The 17872-nt window shown below is 37.8% G+C and carries 18 protein-coding genes; 17 read left to right on the forward strand and 1 reads right to left on the reverse strand.

Annotated features, from left to right (window positions below; translation table 11 throughout):
• Position 1 precedes the first annotated feature (1 nt).
• The 9 genes from LCX93_RS02055 to LCX93_RS02095 all read left to right on the forward strand — a co-directional run bounded on the left by LCX93_RS02055 (position 2) and on the right by LCX93_RS02095 (position 9030).
• Positions 2-1168 (forward strand): FtsW/RodA/SpoVE family cell cycle protein, encoded by a 1167-nt coding sequence (locus tag LCX93_RS02055; RefSeq protein WP_226067816.1) that lies wholly within the window; start codon positions 2-4, stop codon positions 1166-1168.
• Positions 1169-1180: 12 nt separating this feature from the next.
• Positions 1181-2203, forward strand: a complete 1023-nt coding sequence (gene murG, locus LCX93_RS02060; protein WP_226067818.1) for an undecaprenyldiphospho-muramoylpentapeptide beta-N-acetylglucosaminyltransferase — start codon at positions 1181-1183, stop codon at positions 2201-2203.
• A complete protein-coding gene (locus LCX93_RS02065; RefSeq protein ID WP_226067820.1) occupies positions 2200-2799 on the forward strand; it encodes a DedA family protein in 600 nt (199 codons plus the stop codon). Before murG ends, LCX93_RS02065 begins: the two co-directional genes overlap by 4 nt.
• Positions 2800-2802: 3 nt before the next feature.
• Positions 2803-3282, forward strand: coding sequence for a DUF420 domain-containing protein (locus LCX93_RS02070; RefSeq protein WP_226067822.1), 480 nt, complete (start codon positions 2803-2805; stop codon positions 3280-3282).
• A 104-nt stretch (positions 3283-3386) separates the two neighbouring features.
• The gene (bcp, locus tag LCX93_RS02075) at positions 3387-3857 is read left to right on the forward strand and encodes a thioredoxin-dependent thiol peroxidase (protein WP_226067824.1); all 471 of its coding nucleotides are present in this window, start codon (positions 3387-3389) and stop codon (positions 3855-3857) included.
• Between the two features lie 12 nt (positions 3858-3869).
• Positions 3870-4457 (forward strand): GNAT family N-acyltransferase, encoded by a 588-nt coding sequence (locus tag LCX93_RS02080; protein ID WP_226067826.1) that lies wholly within the window; start codon positions 3870-3872, stop codon positions 4455-4457.
• Complete coding sequence (locus tag LCX93_RS02085; RefSeq protein WP_226067828.1) at positions 4454-6499, forward strand: TonB-dependent receptor; 2046 nt, start codon at positions 4454-4456, stop codon at positions 6497-6499. The genes LCX93_RS02080 and LCX93_RS02085 overlap by 4 nt, the downstream gene beginning before the upstream one ends.
• A complete protein-coding gene (locus LCX93_RS02090; RefSeq protein ID WP_226067830.1) occupies positions 6500-7045 on the forward strand; it encodes a hypothetical protein in 546 nt (181 codons plus the stop codon).
• A 44-nt stretch (positions 7046-7089) separates the two neighbouring features.
• Entirely contained in the window at positions 7090-9030 is a 1941-nt protein-coding gene (locus LCX93_RS02095; protein ID WP_226067832.1) for an EAL domain-containing protein, read from the forward strand.
• Here the strand turns inward: LCX93_RS02095 and LCX93_RS02100 are convergent.
• Positions 9027-10604, reverse strand: a complete 1578-nt coding sequence (locus LCX93_RS02100) for a DUF3373 family protein (protein WP_226067834.1) — start codon at positions 10602-10604, stop codon at positions 9027-9029. The two genes, LCX93_RS02095 and LCX93_RS02100, sit on opposite strands and share 4 nt — an antisense overlap.
• Positions 10605-10906: 302 nt before the next feature.
• On the opposite strand from LCX93_RS02100, the gene rpsB reads away from it, so the two are divergent.
• The 8 genes from rpsB (at position 10907) to LCX93_RS02140 (ending at position 17869) form a co-directional block, all read left to right on the forward strand.
• Positions 10907-11707: a 30S ribosomal protein S2 gene (rpsB, locus tag LCX93_RS02105; RefSeq protein ID WP_226067843.1), complete on the forward strand. Its 801-nt coding sequence runs from the start codon at positions 10907-10909 to the stop codon at positions 11705-11707.
• A 2-nt stretch (positions 11708-11709) separates the two neighbouring features.
• Positions 11710-12765 carry a translation elongation factor Ts gene (gene tsf / locus LCX93_RS02110; RefSeq protein ID WP_226067851.1) on the forward strand — a complete coding sequence of 352 codons (1056 nt, stop codon included), beginning with the start codon at positions 11710-11712 and terminating at the stop codon, positions 12763-12765.
• 83 nt (positions 12766-12848) lie between these two features.
• Positions 12849-14054 (forward strand): NAD(P)/FAD-dependent oxidoreductase, encoded by a 1206-nt coding sequence (locus LCX93_RS02115; RefSeq protein WP_226067853.1) that lies wholly within the window; start codon positions 12849-12851, stop codon positions 14052-14054.
• Positions 14055-14083: 29 nt separating this feature from the next.
• A complete protein-coding gene (locus LCX93_RS02120) occupies positions 14084-14728 on the forward strand; it encodes an ABC transporter ATP-binding protein (protein ID WP_226067856.1) in 645 nt (214 codons plus the stop codon).
• Positions 14729-14738: 10 nt separating this feature from the next.
• Positions 14739-15503: a flagellar biosynthetic protein FliR gene (fliR, locus tag LCX93_RS02125; RefSeq protein ID WP_226067858.1), complete on the forward strand. Its 765-nt coding sequence runs from the start codon at positions 14739-14741 to the stop codon at positions 15501-15503.
• Between the two features lie 117 nt (positions 15504-15620).
• On the forward strand, positions 15621-16934 hold the full coding sequence (locus tag LCX93_RS02130; RefSeq protein WP_226067860.1) for a hypothetical protein: 1314 nt from the start codon (positions 15621-15623) through the stop codon (positions 16932-16934).
• Positions 16931-17551 (forward strand): guanylate kinase, encoded by a 621-nt coding sequence (gene gmk / locus LCX93_RS02135; RefSeq protein WP_226067862.1) that lies wholly within the window; start codon positions 16931-16933, stop codon positions 17549-17551. The genes LCX93_RS02130 and gmk overlap by 4 nt, the downstream gene beginning before the upstream one ends.
• Before the next feature lie 87 nt (positions 17552-17638).
• Positions 17639-17869 (forward strand): Sec-independent protein translocase subunit TatA/TatB, encoded by a 231-nt coding sequence (locus LCX93_RS02140; protein WP_193151180.1) that lies wholly within the window; start codon positions 17639-17641, stop codon positions 17867-17869.
• Positions 17870-17872 lie beyond the last annotated feature (3 nt).

Genomic DNA, 17872 nt, shown 5'->3' on the forward strand with positions numbered 1-17872 from the left:
CGTGAACGCAGACAGAAAGCTTTTTACCCTCGTGTCACTTTTAATTGGCATAAGCATAGTCCTCTCATACACACTGACGCCCTATACAACACTCTTGTTTGGCGTGAATGAATTTCATTTTGCGATAAGACAGACTGTTTTTGGGCTCATGAGTCTGATCATAATTTTTGTGCTCTCGCAATTAGATCCTGAGAGATGGCTCAAACCCATAGGTTTCACTCTCTTTTTTGGTTCTCTGATTTTGATGATAGCCATGCCTTTTTTGCCTGAGAGTATTGTTTCTGAAGTTGGCGGGGCAAAACGATGGATTAAAATAGCAGGTTTTTCTCTTGCACCGGTAGAATTTTTCAAAGTCGGTTTTATCTATTTTCTGGCTTGGAGTTTCTCTCGAAAACTCGGGCATCATGACGGTATGGGACTGAGTGGTGAGTTTAAAAGATTTATGCCCTATGCTGTTATTTTTTTAGGAGCGATGTTTATCATAGCCTTTTTACAAAAAGATTTGGGGCAGGTTGTTGTTCTTGGCGCTACTTTGCTTTTTTTGCTGATTTTTGCAGGGAGCAGTTTCCGGTTTTTCTTGTCTATTCTTGGTGTGATTTTTGGAGCAGTTATCCTCTTTATTGTAACGGCACATCACAGAATACTCAGAATAAAATCATGGTGGGCTTTGGCGCAAAACTCTGTTCTTGATCTTTTGCCTGATGCAATTGCCGATAAACTTCGGGTGCCTGTTGAAGTCGAACCATATCAGATAGGGCACTCTCTCAATGCCATACACAATGGCGGTCTTTTTGGTACAGGACTTGCAAACGGAACATTTAAACTCGGTTTTTTAAGCGAGGTACATACAGATTTTGTGTTGGCAGGACTTGCGGAAGAGTTTGGATTTTTTGGTGTTTTATGTGTTGTTGTCCTCTTTTTGTGGATGATTCAGCGTATATTTAAAATAGCCAACAGAACCAAAGATACAAGTATATATCTCTTTAGTATCGGCATCGGACTGATTCTCTCTTTTTCTTTTTTGGTAAATGCCTATGGAATTAGCGGTATAACGCCTATTAAAGGAATTTCTGTTCCTTTTCTCTCTTATGGCGGTTCGGCGATGCTTGGGGCTGCGTTTGGTGTTGGTATGGTCCTTATGGCATCTAAAAAAGCAAACATGAACTAAGGAAAAACAGGTATGAAACTATGTATTACAGGTGGCGGAACGGGAGGACATTTGATGATAGCCGAGTCTTTGTCCGCAGCTGCTGTGGCAGATGGACATGAGGTGATTTTTGTCGGTTCTACTTCGGGACAGGATAGAAAATATTTTCAAAAATACAGTAATTTTTCAAATGTCTATTTTTTAGAAACAACAGGTGTTGTGAACAAAAAGGGTATTGCAAAGATAAACGCACTTTATAAGGTTTTTCAAGCCTTTTTGGAGGCAAGAAAGATTCTGAAAAAACATAAAATACAAGCAGTTTACTGTGTTGGCGGATTTTCCGCGGCACCGGCATCTTTTGCTTCTTTGAGTCTTTTTATACCGCTTTTTATTCATGAGCAAAATTCGGTTGAGGGCAGACTTAACAGGCTTTTAAAAAAATATGCCAAAAGTTTCATTTCTGCTTATGACAAAAATTCCCCTGTAAAGGGATATCCTGTCAAAGAGTTTTTTTATAAAAATGCCAGATGCAGAGAGAAACTGGAAACCATTATATTTTTAGGCGGTTCCCACGGAGCAAAGGCGATTAACGATTTGGCTTTACATGTAGCCTATAAGCTGCAAAAGATGAATATTTCCATCATACACCAGGCCGGAGAAGCAGATTATGAAAGAGTCAGGCAGGAGTATGACAGACTTGGTGTTTCCGTTGAGCTTTATGGATTTACAAAAAAACTGCCGGAGTTGATTACACGGGCAGATCTGGCTGTTTCGCGTGCAGGCGCTTCAACGCTTTGGGAACTCACAGCAAACGGGTGTCCTGCGTTTTTTGTTCCCTATCCGCATGCTGCAGGTGATCATCAGTATTATAATGCGCAGTTTCTCCTTAAAGACAATGTGGCATGGTGCGAACGCGAAGGGAAAAACTTGAAACAAAAACTGATCAAGGCCCTTAAAAATCCGCAACTCAAAGAAAAGAGTGAAAAACTCCTGCACTACACAAACGGGGATGTCGCACAGCAGATGATTCAAGATCTCCAAAAGAAGATAAAATGATTCAAGAGTTGGCACAGGATTTAGTAGATCTGATATTTGACTGGGGATATCTCGGCATTTTTATTATGATGGCGATTGAATCTTCTTTTATTCCTTTTCCGAGTGAAATTGTTTTGGTGCCTGCCGGGTATCTGGCAGCAAAAGGAGATATGAGTATAGCTTACATTATGGGAAGTGCTTTGGGCGGTTCTTTGGTCGGTGCCTTTGTAAATTACTATCTGGCACTGACACTGGGACGTAAATTTCTTTTGAAATTCGGGAAATATTTTTTTATTTTTCCTGAAACACTTGATAAAATGGAAAACTATTTTCAAAGTCACGGGCATATTTCCACTTTCACAGGAAGACTTATTCCCGGGATTCGGCAGCTTATTTCCATACCTGCGGGGCTGGCTCGTATGAATATAGTCGAGTTCTCTCTTTTTACAACGCTGGGAGCCGGAATCTGGGCACTGATTTTGACATTTTTGGGCTATTTTATAGGAGAAAACGAAACGCTTATACAAGAATACTTAAAAGAGATAACTATAATAGTTTTTGTTTTGTTGGTAATATTAGTCTGGATATACTACACTTATCAAAAAAGAAAGGCATAAGATATGGATTATATGTTTACGCAGGGATTTTTGGGAACAAGAGCTCCTTTGTTTATGGATGTTGTGACACTTATTGTGGCGGTTTTACCTTTGTTGGTATATGGAGCAATAGCTCTGGCGAGAAAAAAGCTGTACAAGGCACACGGAATTGTTCAAAATACCATTTTTACAGTATCGGTCATTGTTGTCGGATACTTTGAATACGGTGTCCGTATGGGCGGAGGGTTTGATGCTTTTATGGAAGGAAGCGGTGTCTCACACACTTACGCTTCTCTTGTACTGGGCTTACATGTAATCATAGCCGTGCTTACATTGGTATACTGGAGTCGTACAATAGTAAAAGCAAACTATCAGCTTATAAAAGGAGTGCTTCCTGGGTTAAAGTCCAATGAGCACAAATTATTGGCTTTGAAAACTTTTTTGGGTATAGTTTTTACTTCATTTAGCGGTATTTGGGTATATTTGCTGTTGTTTGTATATTAAAAAACCTTGCCTTTGGTCTTTAAAGATATATAGCCCGCACTTCAGTGCGGGCTGAGAATGGCTTTGAAGTTTGCATGTTAAATTTATTTTTAGGAGGAAAGAAAATGATAGAAGTTGGAGAGAAGGCACCGGATTTTTGCCTGCCGAATCAGGATGATGTTGAAATGTGTCTGCGGGATTTAAAAGGAAAATGGGTGGTACTCTATTTTTACCCGAGAGACAATACCCCGGGATGTACAACAGAAGCCTGTGAATTTACGGAGGCTGCTCCGGATTTTTCATCTTTGGATGCGGTGATTCTGGGTGTGAGTGCAGACAGTACGAAAAAGCATAGAAACTTCATAGAAAAACACAATCTGGGTATCACACTTTTAAGTGATGAAAGTACCGAGATGATGCAGAAGTACGGCGTGTGGCAGTTAAAGAAAAATTATGGCAAAGAGTATATGGGCATTGTCCGTTGTACATTCATTATAGACCCTGAGGGCATTGTGCGCGCGAAGTGGGAAAAAGTCCGTGTAAAAGGACATGTAGAAGCTGTCAAAGAAAAACTCAAAGAACTGCAACAGTCATAAAGCCGGACGATAATGAATTTTACATTTTTAGAGGTAAGCGATAAAAAAAACCTGGATAAGGTTTTTGCTTTCAGGTATAAAATACTGAAGGAAATATATCCGGAATATTTGGAAAAAAGTGCTCTTAAAGATGAAAAAGAGTATGACAAATATGATGTATATTCGGTACATTTTGCGGCATTGGATGAGGAAGAGAATGTCTGTGCAACAGTACGCCTGATATATAATTCTCCCATTGGGTATCCGACACAAAACAGTGCAAGGTTTGACAACAGTATGTTTGAGAAAAATAAACTTGGCGAGATGTCACGAATCTTTGTTGATAAAAAATACAGAAGTATGAAGACAACAAAAATTATTATAGAAGCGGTAAAACATTATATGTATGGTAAAATGTTACAAGAGGGAATAGAATATACATACGGAAATCTTGAAAAAAACTTTTTACGGCTGTTAAAAATATACAAAATGCCCTATCATCCGGTAGGAGAACTTCAGCAGCATCAAGATTTTGGATGGCGTTATCCTTGTATCTTATATACAAAAGAACTTGGGTGTGCAAATCCAGAATTAGTAAAATTATGGGGGAAAATGGAGTGAAGTGTAGCATAAGACTTTTTTTATTTGTCTGTTTGGCAGTGCTGCAACTGCGGGCAGAAGATTTGCTCTCTTCCATTATGACAGATATGAAGCAGTTTAATGAAATTGCTACACAAACAAAACAAAATGAACATTACCAACCCTATATTATCTCTGTCTTTGAAGCAAAAGAGTTGGAAAAGTTGGGTGTCTCTAACCTCAAAGAGGCATTGTTACTTGTTCCGGGCGTAGATATGGCTACTGATAATTTTAATAACCAGACACCGATTTTCAGAGGTTCCAATCCTTTTGCCTACGGACAGTCCAAACTGCTCATTGACGGTGTTTTGGTAAACAATCTTTTCTTTGATTCTTATTCCGAGTATCTTTCCATGCCGATAGAGATGATAAAACGCATAGAGGTTATCAGAGGGCCAGGGAGTAAAGTAGACGGGATTAATGCCTATGCCGGATCCATTAATGTTGTTACATATGCGGAAGATTTTGAAGAATTTGAATCAAATGACAAAGTTGTATTTAAATATGGTTCGTATGATTACAGAATGGGCGGTTTTATAAAAAACTTTAAAAGCAAAGACTTTAAGACACATATAGATTTTTATTACCAAAAAGACAATAAAAATATATCCTCCGGTCCGGACGGACTCTCTCAAGGTGCGTTGGGTCCGGCAAACATAGCTTTGTCCCAGTCCGGTGAGGCTCCCTTATGGCTTGATGAATATTCTCTCGGACTGGATGTAAGGTACAAAGACTTTAGACTTAAAAGCCGTATACTGCAACATAAACAGGGAAGCGCCTACGGGATCAACCTTGCACTGCCACAAGAGAGTGACAGAATGAAGCTGCCGAGTTACTATGCTGAACTGGGATATATGAAAAAGATACACCATTTTAAACTGGACATAAAAGCAGGAGTAAAATACGATGTCTTTGATTCAAAAGCAAAACTGGCACCTGATAATTTAGTTTTAGGCAGTGTAGTATTTCCTGAGGGTATTTACGGAGAGCATTATGCAAAGCAGAGAGTTTTGTATCAGTCTACATATGTAAAATACAGCGGAGTTGCAAAACATACCATTACAATAGGCTACAAAGCAAGACAGGAGAAAACAATTGCAATGAGTTCGAAACTCTCCAATCTTGCTACGGGTGATGCAACTTTGGTAGATTATACGCTTACACGGCCGTTTTTTGACAAAGATGCTTCACGGGATGTTTATACGCTCTTTTTGGGAGATGAATACAATGTTAACACTAAGCTAAGCATCTTATACGGTATAAATTATGAACAGACTTCTTATGAAGATGCAGGCTTTGAGCCAAGAGTTTCTTTTGTTTATCATAAAGATTTCAAAAACATATTTAAAGCCATCTACAGTAATTCCCATAGAAATCCGTCTTGGCAGGAGATGTTTACAAAAAACAACAGTGCAAGAGTAGGCAGTACAGATTTAAAGCCGGAAAAAGTAACATCGTATGAACTGGCGTACATCAGAAATTTTTCCAATGATGCCTATTTGCAGGCAAATCTTTTTTATCTTGTCAACAAAGATCAGATATACAATTCTGTTGCGGATCCTGTCTATAAAAACAGTGCCAAGACAGATATTTACGGAATAGAACTTGAGTTCAGTGGGCATATTCTGCCTAACGACAAAGTGTATGCAAATTATACCTATACAGATGGCAGATACACAATGGACGACAGCAGCGACAGTCATAACCTGCCAAATGTTTCTCACCACCTGGCAAAAGGATTTTATATTTATAATATAGATCCTGCTTTGGCTTTGAGTGCAACAGCAAAGTATGTCAGTTCAAAAGAGAGGATAGAGACAGACCTTCGTCCAAAACTAAAGGCTTATATGACACTCGATACTGCAGTGAATTATAAAAATATTCAGTATGGGTATACCTTGAATGTCAGTGTGAAAAACCTTTTTGATACAGATGTGCGATATCCCTCTTCGCCAAATACCTATGTAAATGACTATGCACAGGAACGCAGAACATTTTTGCTTACCTTTAAGAAGAGGTTTTAGATGATGCGTTTATTACTTTTATATTTCTTATTTGTTCCTCTGCTTTTTGGATACAGTTATGATGAGTTGTTACTCAAAGCACAGGCATCGATTTTTCCAAAAATTATGCTGCTTGATAAAAAAATAGAAAAAAAACTTATAAAAAACAGACTTATATATACCATTGTGTGTGATGAAAGTGATTATGGTACAGCCTTACATGTAAAGCAGTATATAGACAATAAATTTAAAGGGCATTTTGATAAATACCCGTATGAAGTGAAGATAGTTGATTTTGCACATCTTGATATGAAAACACCTGCATCAGCGTTTTATGTTCTGAAATCTTCCAGGGAGAATATTGCCAAGGTTGCAAAAATTGCCAGAGAAAGGGGCGTCATCACCTTTTCTTATGATATAGAAAATCTAAAAGAGGGGCTGCTGCTCTCCTTGCTGATAGAAAAATCAACCATGATTTATCTTAACAAAGAGAATCTGAGAGATGATGTTGATTTTGTCTCTTTTTTATATCAAATGGTAAAGTTTTTGGACAAAGATAGTTTTTAATATTGTAGTTATGCTAAAATATAATCAAAAACAGGTATTGTATAATGAAAGAAAAAAAATTCAAATCGCTCTCATTCAGAATTATGAGTTCCATTGTAATTACCTCATTTATCACAATTGGGGGGATTTTTTTTGCATTTGAAAAAATAAATAAACACGCCTTTTATAATATGGAACTCCAAAAAGCAACCCTCATCTTAAAAACAATAGAACCTTTGATAGCGGTAGATATGTATCTTGGCATAGAAAGCCAAATGGATGCAAAATTAGAACAGTTAATGCAAAATAAAGAAATTCTTTCTGTGCAGATTTTTCAAAAAGGCAAACTGCTGTATGAAAAGAAATCTAAAAATCATTATGAAAGCCTTTTTGTCCTGAAGTGGGATATTCTTCAGCCAAATTCCAGGAAGAAAATAGGAACAATTGTTTTAAACTACTCAAATCACAATTATGAACAGCTTACACAACAGTATACACAGTTGCTTCTCAAAATGCTTGTGATTCTTTTCTTGATATTTATATTACTTGGTGTTTATATAGAAAATTTACTCAAACCTCTGCGAAAAATTGCCAATATACTTCATGATTTTACACCGGAGAAAAAATTAAAAATAGAACCAATACAAGAGAAGAATGAAATTTCTCTTATAGTTTCTGCATTAAATGAGATGCAGGAGAGAGTATTTGACTATGCAAGAAAACAAAAAGATATCAATGCCTATCTGGCAAGAGAAGTTGAAAAGAAAACAGTAGAGTTGAAAAGACAGCTCTTTATAGATGATCTTACACAGCTGCCAAACAGAAAAAAGCTTTTTTACAATATAGAACATCTGGATAATGACGGGGCATTGCTGATTTTAAATATAGATGATTTTAAAGAGATAAATGATTTCTACGGACAGATTGCAGGGGATTATGTTCTCATAGAATTTGCAAAAAAACTGCAGGCTTTTGTTGAAGAGGAACAAAATATCAGTGTCACACGACTTTCAGGAGATGAATTTGCTCTGTGCTTCAGAGCAAGGCCTTCTCACAGGACTTTTATACGAATTGTCAACAGTCTGTCAAAAGAGATTGAACAGATGGTCTTTCATTATGAAGAAAACGAGATTTATATCCGTGTGACAATGGGTGGAACTTTGCAACCCAATGAGATGCTGGAAAAAGCAGATATTGCTCTTAAAGTTGCCAAAGAGCAGAAAAAGTATTTTCTGCTGTATGATGAAAAACTTGAAATAGAGAGAAAATATCAAGAAAATATGGAGTGGGTGAAAAAACTAAAAGCTGCTATAAAAGAAGAGAGAATAGTGCCTTTTTTTCAGCCTATCTTTGATACCCGGACGAAAAAAGCGGTGAGTTATGAGTGTCTCATTCGCCTGATAGAGACAGACGGCTCAGTTGTCAGTCCTTACAGGTTTTTAGACATTGCCCAAAAAAGTAAACTTTATCCGCAGTTAACAAAGATTATGCTGAGTAAAAGCTGTCAATATTTTCAACACAGAGATACATCATTTTCGGTCAATCTTTCTATTGATGACATTCTTGATGCAGAGATGGTGCAGTATATTCAAAAAACCGTTAAAAAATACGGTGTCAGCAAAAAAATAGTTTTTGAAATTCTTGAAACGGAAGGGATTGAAAATTATGAAGAGGTTTCAGCTTTTATACACAAGATGAAAGCATCGGACTGCAAAATTTCTATAGACGATTTTGGCGCGGGGTATTCCAATTTTGAGCATATGCTCAAGCTTGATGTTGATTACATTAAAATTGACGGCAGTCTTATCAAAAATCTTGAAACAGATGTAAATGCTCAAATAGTTGTTGAGACAGTTGTGGATTTTGCGAAGAAATTAAACTTGGTAATTGTAGCAGAGTTTGTTCATAATCAAGCGGTGTTTGAAATAGTCAAATCACTTGATATTGAACGGGTACAGGGCTTTTATCTGGCTGAGCCAGAGAGGGAGATACCCCAAAACTGCTAGTATCTGTATCTAAGATAGAAACGGATGTCCTGGGCTGTATCTACTACCTGGGAACCTAAACCGGCTGCAATTGCCTGGTCAATGCTCATTGCATTTCCTGAAGTACTTCCAAAGAAACCGTTGCTTCCGGCATAATTATAGTCTATATAGGTATATCGAATCTGCAGTGAGAGAATGTCTTCTATCAAAGGCTCTGTAAAGTATGCTTCGTAGGCATTACCGCGTGCTGCGAGTTTTGAACCGATATTTGTGTCCTCACCGTAGGTGATACTTCTCCAAAATTTTGAGCCATGGTTATACTCTAGTCCCCACCTTCCTTCTTCGCTTATAAGTGAAGGTGTTTGTAGTCCAATCCAATAGGAATATCCTTTCACGCTTTTGTCTATCGCGCTGCCAAGCATACTCTGCCCCTTGTCCGGATCTGTAATACTCACAGCACCACTGACAAAAAATACGGTATCATCCAAAAAGTCGTTGATTCCGTCGCCTATTCCGTTTGCAACAAAGTTTGCTGTAAAGGAGTGTATATTGCCGACAGTTTGAAAACCTGAGGTCTGGTTTGCAGGATTGACAACATCAATAAGGTTGCCTGCATAATAGTATTGCGAGTTGATACTGTACTGTCCGTCACTCCAAGGAGTAAAGATCAGTCCGACCAGATCTATAGAGGCATTGGAGGTTGTATCGGCGTACGGTGCTGTGTTAAATCTTGGAGCGGCATTGCTCATACCGCGACCGGCACAGAATTTGACATACATTCCGTCCACACCGGTAATATTTTCCAAATTAAACTTGGAACTCAAGCCGTCAAACTCAACATTAATGGTATGCCCCATAGGTGAAGCGGCATGATCATCATCTCTCAGGTTGACAAGATGCCCGTTTGTTGAAGGACGGCGTCCTACACTGAATGTCCACGGAATATCACTGCCCATAAAGGTGTCGTTTTTATAGAAAAAGTATGCAGAACGTACTCTGAGGGTATCGTTATAGGCATTTTCATTCGCTATCCAGTCAAATGTTTCAAAAGAAGCATTTGCAGGATTGGAAGCACCGCTTCTTGCACCAAATGCTTTGTTGTATGCAAGTTGTCCTGTAAAACTCAGGTGTTTTGTAGCCGCCCAGTTCATATTCAACCAGAGTCTGTTTGTCATAAAAGCATCATTTTTTTGTGTACTGCCGTCTGCCATTTTGTACTGGAGATTGTCAACAGCAAATCTGTAGTCAACATTGAACTTAATGTGATTCCCGTTTGTGTTTCTGTTAAGGTTAGAGATGGAGTCCTGAATTTCTTCAAGCTGCTCTTCTACCGTCATTTCATCATCATCTTCGTCATCTTCTTCATCTGATGAAGCTGTTGCCTCGGTATCATCAGCCGATTCCTCCTCATCAGCATCTTCTTCTTTTTGCATCATTGAAGCATGGTCTTGTGCTTTAAGTGCATCAAGCTCTTTTTTCATTTTTTTCATTTCAAGTTCCATTGCTTGAAATCTGTCATACATTGATTCGGCATTTACATTCGTTGTTCCTAAAATAGCAATAGTTGCTAAAGAAAGCAGTAGAGGTTTCTTCATTTCATCCCTTTTTTGTGTTGTTTCTGTGATACTATACATTGTTTAAGATAAATTTACTTTTAAACAAGTGCAGATATATATAAATATTTGTTATACAAATGCAAAATTGCATATTTTTAAAAAAGCTGGCTTTAAATAAAGTTTTAGTATAATTCGCGGATTTTTCTTTTACATGTAAGAGAAAATATTAACAGGTATGTGTCAAAAGTCAGTGCAACCCGTTTTTTAACGGATAATTGCTCGACATTACCAAAGCTAACTGACAAATTTCTGGTTTGAAACAAAACCTTTAAGGATACCCTATGGTAACTATGAAAGACCTTTTAGAATGTGGTGTACACTTCGGACACCAAACACGTCGTTGGAACCCAAAAATGAAAAAATACATCTTTGGTGTTCGTAAAAATATCTATATTATAGATTTACAAAAAACTTTGCGTTATTTCCGTAACACATACACTATCGTTATGGATGCGGCAGCTGAAGGAAAAACAATTCTTTTCGTCGGTACAAAAAAGCAGGCACGTAATTCTGTAAGAGAAGCAGCTATCGCTTGTGGTATGCCATATGTAGACAACAGATGGTTGGGTGGTATGCTTACAAACTTCCCAACTATTCAAAAGTCTATTCGTAAACTTGATGTGATTACACAAATGCAGGAAAACGGACAGATTGATCTTTTGACGAAAAAAGAAGCATTAATGCTTTCTCGTAAAAAAGACAAACTTGAGCAGTATTTCGGTGGTATCAAAAACATGAAAAAACTTCCTGATATGCTTTTTGTTGTTGATGCGGTAAAAGAGCATATTGCAGTTTTGGAAGCAAGATGTCTAAATATTCCAATTGTAGCACCACTTGACACAAACTGTGATCCGGATCTTATCACATATCCTATTCCTGGTAATGATGATGCTATCCGTTCTATTCAGCTTTTCTGTCGTGAAATGACAGCAGCTATCAATGAAGGAAAAGCACTTCGCGATGCACCGGCAGAGGAAGAGCAAACTGAAGAAACGGCTACTGAGGAAACAGCGGCAGTGGAAGCGGCTCCTGCAACTGAAGCGGCAGCAGCACCTGAAGAAAAAACTACAGAGGAAGCATAATTATGGCAGCAGTTACAGCAGCAATGGTAAAAGAGTTGCGTCAGGCAACAGACGCACCGATGATGGATTGTAAAAAAGTTTTAGTTGAAGCTGACGGCGATATGGAAAAAGCAAAAGAGCTGCTTAAAGAACGTGGTGTGGCAAAAGCAGCGAAAAAAGCCGATCGTGTTGCGGCTGAAGGGCTTGTTGGCTTGAAAATTGCCGATGATTTTTCAAAAGCAGTCGTAGTAGAAGTAAACTCTGAAACAGACTTTGTTGCACAAAACGAAGGTTTTCAAAATCTTGTACTTAAAACTACGGAAGAAGTTTTTGAAAAAGAACCGACGGATGTTGAAGGTGTTATGGCAACTGAATTTGGTCACTATTTTACTGAAACAGTAGCAAAAATTGGTGAAAAAATCGACCTTCGTCGTTTCGGTATGTTAAAAGCAGATGACGATACAGTTGCTATTAACGGCTATATACACTCAAACAACCGTATTGCGGTTATTGTAAAAGCAAAATGTGACAGTGCGAAAACTGCAGAGTGCATGAGAGATACACTCAAGCAAATTGCTATGCATGCATCGGCTATGAAACCTTCTACGCTTTCTTACAAAGATTTTGATCCTGAGTATGTAGAAAGCGAAACAAAAGGTCGTATAGAAGCGATCAAAAAAGAAAACGAAGAATTGGATCGTTTGAAAAAGCCTTTGAAAAATGTTCCGTTATATGTTTCTATGGTGCAACTTACCGAGAAAGTTTTACAAGAAGCAGAAGAAAAAATTAAAGCAGTTCTAAAAGAGCAAAACAAACCTGAAAAAATCTGGGACAAAATTATTCCGGGGCAATTAGCACGTTTTATTCAAGACAATACTACCCTTGACAAAGAGCAGGCATTGCTTGATCAAACCTATGTACTTGACGATAAAAAAACAGTTGCGCAGGCTGTTGAAGATGCCGCTAAAAAATGTGGTGGAACCGCAGAAATCGTAGATTTCATTCGCCTTGAAGTAGGTGAAGGAATTGAGAAAAAAGAAGACGACTTCGCAGCAGAAGTTGCAGCACAAATGAGCTAAGCCTTTGGCTTGACTCATTCCTTTACACAGACTCCTTTTTTAAAAACCCACTCTCTTTTTAAATTTTATGCTATACTTTTTGTATGGATGCAAATAATCATAATAAAATCATTGTTATAGGCGGCGGTTATGGCGGGCTTCGGGCTGTTGAAAATCTTGCAAAAGACAAAAATAACCAAATTACGCTCTTAGACAAGAATGCCTATCACTTTATGCAGACAGATGTTTATGAACTTATCGCAAATGAAAAAGATTTTGCAAAAGTGAGCGTCGATCTTTTTACCTACTGCAGTGGATTTGAAGGAAATGTCAGTTTCTACAAACAGGAAGTCGAAAATATTGACTTTGAAAATAAAAAAGTCATTACTGATACACAACGGTTTTCTTATGATTATCTTATTATAGCTGTGGGTGCACGGACAAAGTTTGTCAAAAGTATCCAGGGTCTCAAAGAGTATGCACACGGAGTCAAGGCCTTGCATCGTGCGATGTATTTTAAACAAAAGTTTGAAATGTCACTGTTTAAAAAAGTACAGGAGAGCGGGGTTACATGTAAGGCTTTGAGTATTGTGGTTGCCGGTGCAGGACTGAGCGGTGTTGAAATCGCGGCACAGATGGCATCATATGCAAAAGAGTTTTATTGTGAAAATAATTTTTTATGCAGAAAACTAAATATAGTCCTTGTCAGTTCATCAAAGCAGATACTCAAAGGTTTGGATGATTTTTTGGTTGAAAAGTCTCACAAAAGATTGTTGGATCTCGAAGTCGTTATAAAATCAGAGGCAAGAGTAATCTCTTTGACACAAGAGAGTGTTACACTGAGCAACGGAGAAACTATACCTATGGATTTTATGATTTTTGCCGGAGGAATTGAGCCAAACGGACTCATCTATAAACTTGACTTACCGAAAAACGAAAGGGGTTTTTTAAATATCAATGAGTATTTGCAGGCAGGTTCAAAAAAAGAGGTTTTTGCCATAGGTGACTGTGCCACTTTGTATAATAAAGGTGAATTAATAGCGCCTACAGCGGATGTTGCTGAGCAGATGGCAGAGCTGTGCAGTGAAAATATTATGCGTATGGGCACAAACAAAAAGCTCAAAGCACATGATATTCGTTCACGCGGTATGCTGATTGCCCTGGGACGCAGGTATGCAGTAGGAAAAATTTCCAATATATATATCAGCGGATTTGTGGCATTTATTATGAAAAAACTTATTGAAAAAGTCTATTTTATAAAACTGGACAGGCGTTCAAAAAAAGGCTGTGATAAAATTTTTAATGCTTAAAATAAGCAAGAGTAGAATATAATAGCCTTATGAATCTATTATCTGCTAAAAATTTATCACACTCATTTGAATATGAGCTTTTTTCTGACGTTTCGCTCTCACTTGAAAGTAATGAAAGTATTGCTATTATCGGGATGAGCGGGAGCGGAAAGTCTACGTTGTTACATCTTTTGTCTACTCTTTTAAAACCAGACAAGGGAACTGTTACGCTTTTTGGAAAAGAGACAGCCTCTATGAGTAAAAAAGAGCTGATGCTTATAAAACGAAACAAACTCGGTATAGTTTTTCAATCCCATTACCTTTTTAAAGGCTTTACCGCCTATGAAAATCTTGAAGTTGCCCAAATTCTTTCACAAAAAGAGATAGATAACAGTTTAATCAAAGATTTGGAAATCGAGCAGTGCATGCACCAAAAAGTTACAGAACTCTCAGGCGGGCAGCAACAGCGTGTCTCTATAGCAAGGGTTTTAACCAAAAAACCTTCCATAATATTTGCCGATGAGCCGACAGGAAATCTTGACAATAAAACGGCTGCGGAAGTAATGAAACTTTTTTTTGATTATTGTCAGGAGAATGATGCCGGTATGATACTTGTAACACATGACAATAATCTGGCCAACATGTGTAAACGCGTCTATAAACTTGAAAACAAAGCATTGAAACCAATTAAATAAGGTCAAAAAAGTGGGATGGACACAGATACTTAACGAAACGAATGTTGTAGCTTTTCTTTTGCTTTTTTTTCGTTTTGCCGGACTGTTTATTGCTGTGCCTATTTTTAACCATCAAAATATTCCGATGAACATCAAAGCAACCATGGCTTTTTTCTTTACAGTTGTTTTTTACTCTTCTATGCCTCCTCTGCATATAAATATTGATGTCCCTACTGTTGTCATCGCTGTACTGGGTGAACTTTTGCTGGGTCTGTCAGTAGGAGTTGTATTGCAGCTTGCCTATAATGTCATCACTTTTGCAGGGGGGCAAATATCTTTTATGATGGGCTTTTCGATGGCAAGTGCTATTGATCCGCAGTCGGGTATTTCTATGCCTATAATTTCGCAGTTTCTTTCTCTAATGGGCTTAATGATTTTGCTTGTGCTTAATCTGCATCACTGGATGCTGCTTTTTGTCGACCACTCTTTAAAAACAGTGCCTCTGGGCGGTTTTATGATGAGTAAAGATCTGTTTCACTACATTATGCATGCGGCATCAAACATGTTTTTGGTGGGTTTTATTATTGCTTTTCCCGTAATTGCCCTTTCATGGTTGGCTGATGTCATATTTGGAATGCTCATGAAAACAATGCCGCAGTTTAATCTTCTGGTTATTGGGTTTCCTATAAAAATTATGGTGGCATTTGTCGTACTGATAGCAACATTTACTGCAATCATGCTGATACTCAAAGGAGAAATTCAAGAAGTATTTAACTCTCTGGAAATACTTTTTTAGTTTTTTTTTGATACAATAGTGCTAATAAGTACCGGACCATACTAAATGTCATATTTAGTATGGTCTGGAACTTAATGATTTTGAAATTTAATCAAGAAATCATCCAAAGGAATATGCGTGAAAATACTGCTTTTAAATGATAATCCCGTTGTAAATAAATTAGTGACACTCAGTGCACAGAAAACTTCTGATGAAGTAGAAACAGCCTCTGGTATTGAGGGGATTTCGTCACATGATTATGATTTGCTTATTGTTGATGACAGTGTTTACACTGATGATTTGCTGCATGAATTAGAGACAAAAATAAAATACAAGAAATCACTTTTTATATGTGCAAAAGATGCCAAAGAAGTTGCATCTTTCTCGTCAACACTGAAAAAACCTTTTTTACCGACTGATTTGGTAGAACTTTTTATGATGCTGGAAAAAGAAATCAAAAAAGAAGCAGATGAGATGCCGGTTGAAGAAATAGAAGAATTAGATGATTTGGGTGATTTAGATACGCTGAATGATGATTTGGAATTGGATGATGAGTTGATTTTGGATGATGATGAAGAAGATTTCGGTGAAAGCGTACTGGATGATGAAGAGGCACAGAAGGTAAAAGATCTGCTTGATGAAAATGAAGAAGAGCTCTCTTTTGATGAGGAAGTGCAAAATGACCTTGAGAGCCTTGAACTGGATGAGATGGGATTGAATGAAGAAGAGTTTTTGCTGGATGAATCTTTGGATGAAGAGGCGCCGGAGCAAGAACCAAAAACAGAAGAGTCATCTGCCGAAGAAGAAGAGGATCTCCTGGAGGCTTATGACATGGCACTGGACCTGGAAGATGAAGCAGACGTTGATATTTCAGAAGAAGAGAGTTTTGATTTGGAAGAGGAAACTGAAGCACTTGAAGAGGAAGAACTGCAAGAACTCGAAACAGCAACAGTAGAAGAACTAGAAGATGAAATAGACGAAATTGTCACAGATGAACTCAATGCCCAGGAGGGTGACATGGCAGTAGATCTGGCACTGGATTTGGAAGATGAAGCAGATGTCGATATTTCGCGTGACCCTGTAGATGATTTAGAGATACCACAAGAGGCTGAAGATGCAAGCCTGGAAGAAGAAATTCAAAATGCTGTTGAAAATCTGACACAAGAAGATTTAGAGAGCGAACTGGATGAAGACACTCTGCTTCAAATAGCAAAAAATGAGATTGATCCCTTGGAAAGCCTGACAAGTAAAGATTTAAAAGAGGCTCTGGGAGAAGAGACAGAAGAAGAGACAGATCTTTTAGAACCTGAAGAAACAGGAGAGATAGAAGAACAAAACAGTGGAGTCGAAGCACTGAAAAAACTTCTTGAGGCACTCAGTGACAAAGATGTTGCAGCATCTATGAAAGGAATGAAAATAAGTATAAATATTACATTGGGTGACAACTCATGAGTGCTATTCATGGAGCAGTTTTGGTTCTTTCCGGTCCAAGCGGGGCGGGGAAAAGTTCTTTAATTCATAAAATTATCGATGATATCGGTGAATGTTATTTTTCTATATCTACAACAACACGACCTATACGGGAGGGAGAAGTTGATGGTGTAGATTATTATTTTGTGGATGAAGCAGAGTTTAAAAAAGAGATAGAAGAAGATCAGTTTTTAGAGTATGCCATTGTGCATGGGAATTACTATGGAACTTCACTCAAACCGGTTAAAAAAGCGCTCTCTGAAGGAAAACTGGTTATTTTTGACATAGATGTGCAGGGAAACAGTGCAATTAACAGTCGACTCGGAGATATTACAACTTCTGTGTTTATTACGCCACCGACGCTGAGTGAATTGAAAAGAAGACTGCAAAACAGACAGACAGATGCATTAGAAGTGATAGAACGCAGGATTCAAATGGCCAGACGCGAAATTCAGAGAGTCTCTGAGTATGAATATCTTTTGATAAATGATGATTTGGATGCTGCTGCCGAAAAACTGCGTCTTATTGCAACGGTTGCAAGATTTAAAAAATCAAATGAAGAGATTAACAAATTTGTCCAGAAATGGGAAGATTTGTAAAACTTCAAAACATAATATATAGTGATAAGAGAATTTACAGCAAATGTGAGTTATACTTCACAACATAATTTATAACAAGGAAAAAATATGGGAATGCCTAGTGGAACTGAACTACTGATAATCTTCGGAATTATCGTTTTATTATTTGGAGCAAAAAAGATACCTGATTTGGCAAAAGGTCTTGGAAAAGGAATCAAAAACTTCAAAGCAGAAATGAAAGAGGTTGATGAAGTAGAAGTTGAAACACCGAAAAAAGTTGAAAAAAGTGATGAAGTAGCTTCTGCTGAATCAACTCCAAAATCTACAACACAAGCCTAAACA

This window comes from Sulfurimonas sp. SWIR-19, assembly GCF_020410885.1.
Classification (GTDB): domain Bacteria; phylum Campylobacterota; class Campylobacteria; order Campylobacterales; family Sulfurimonadaceae; genus Sulfurimonas; species Sulfurimonas sediminis.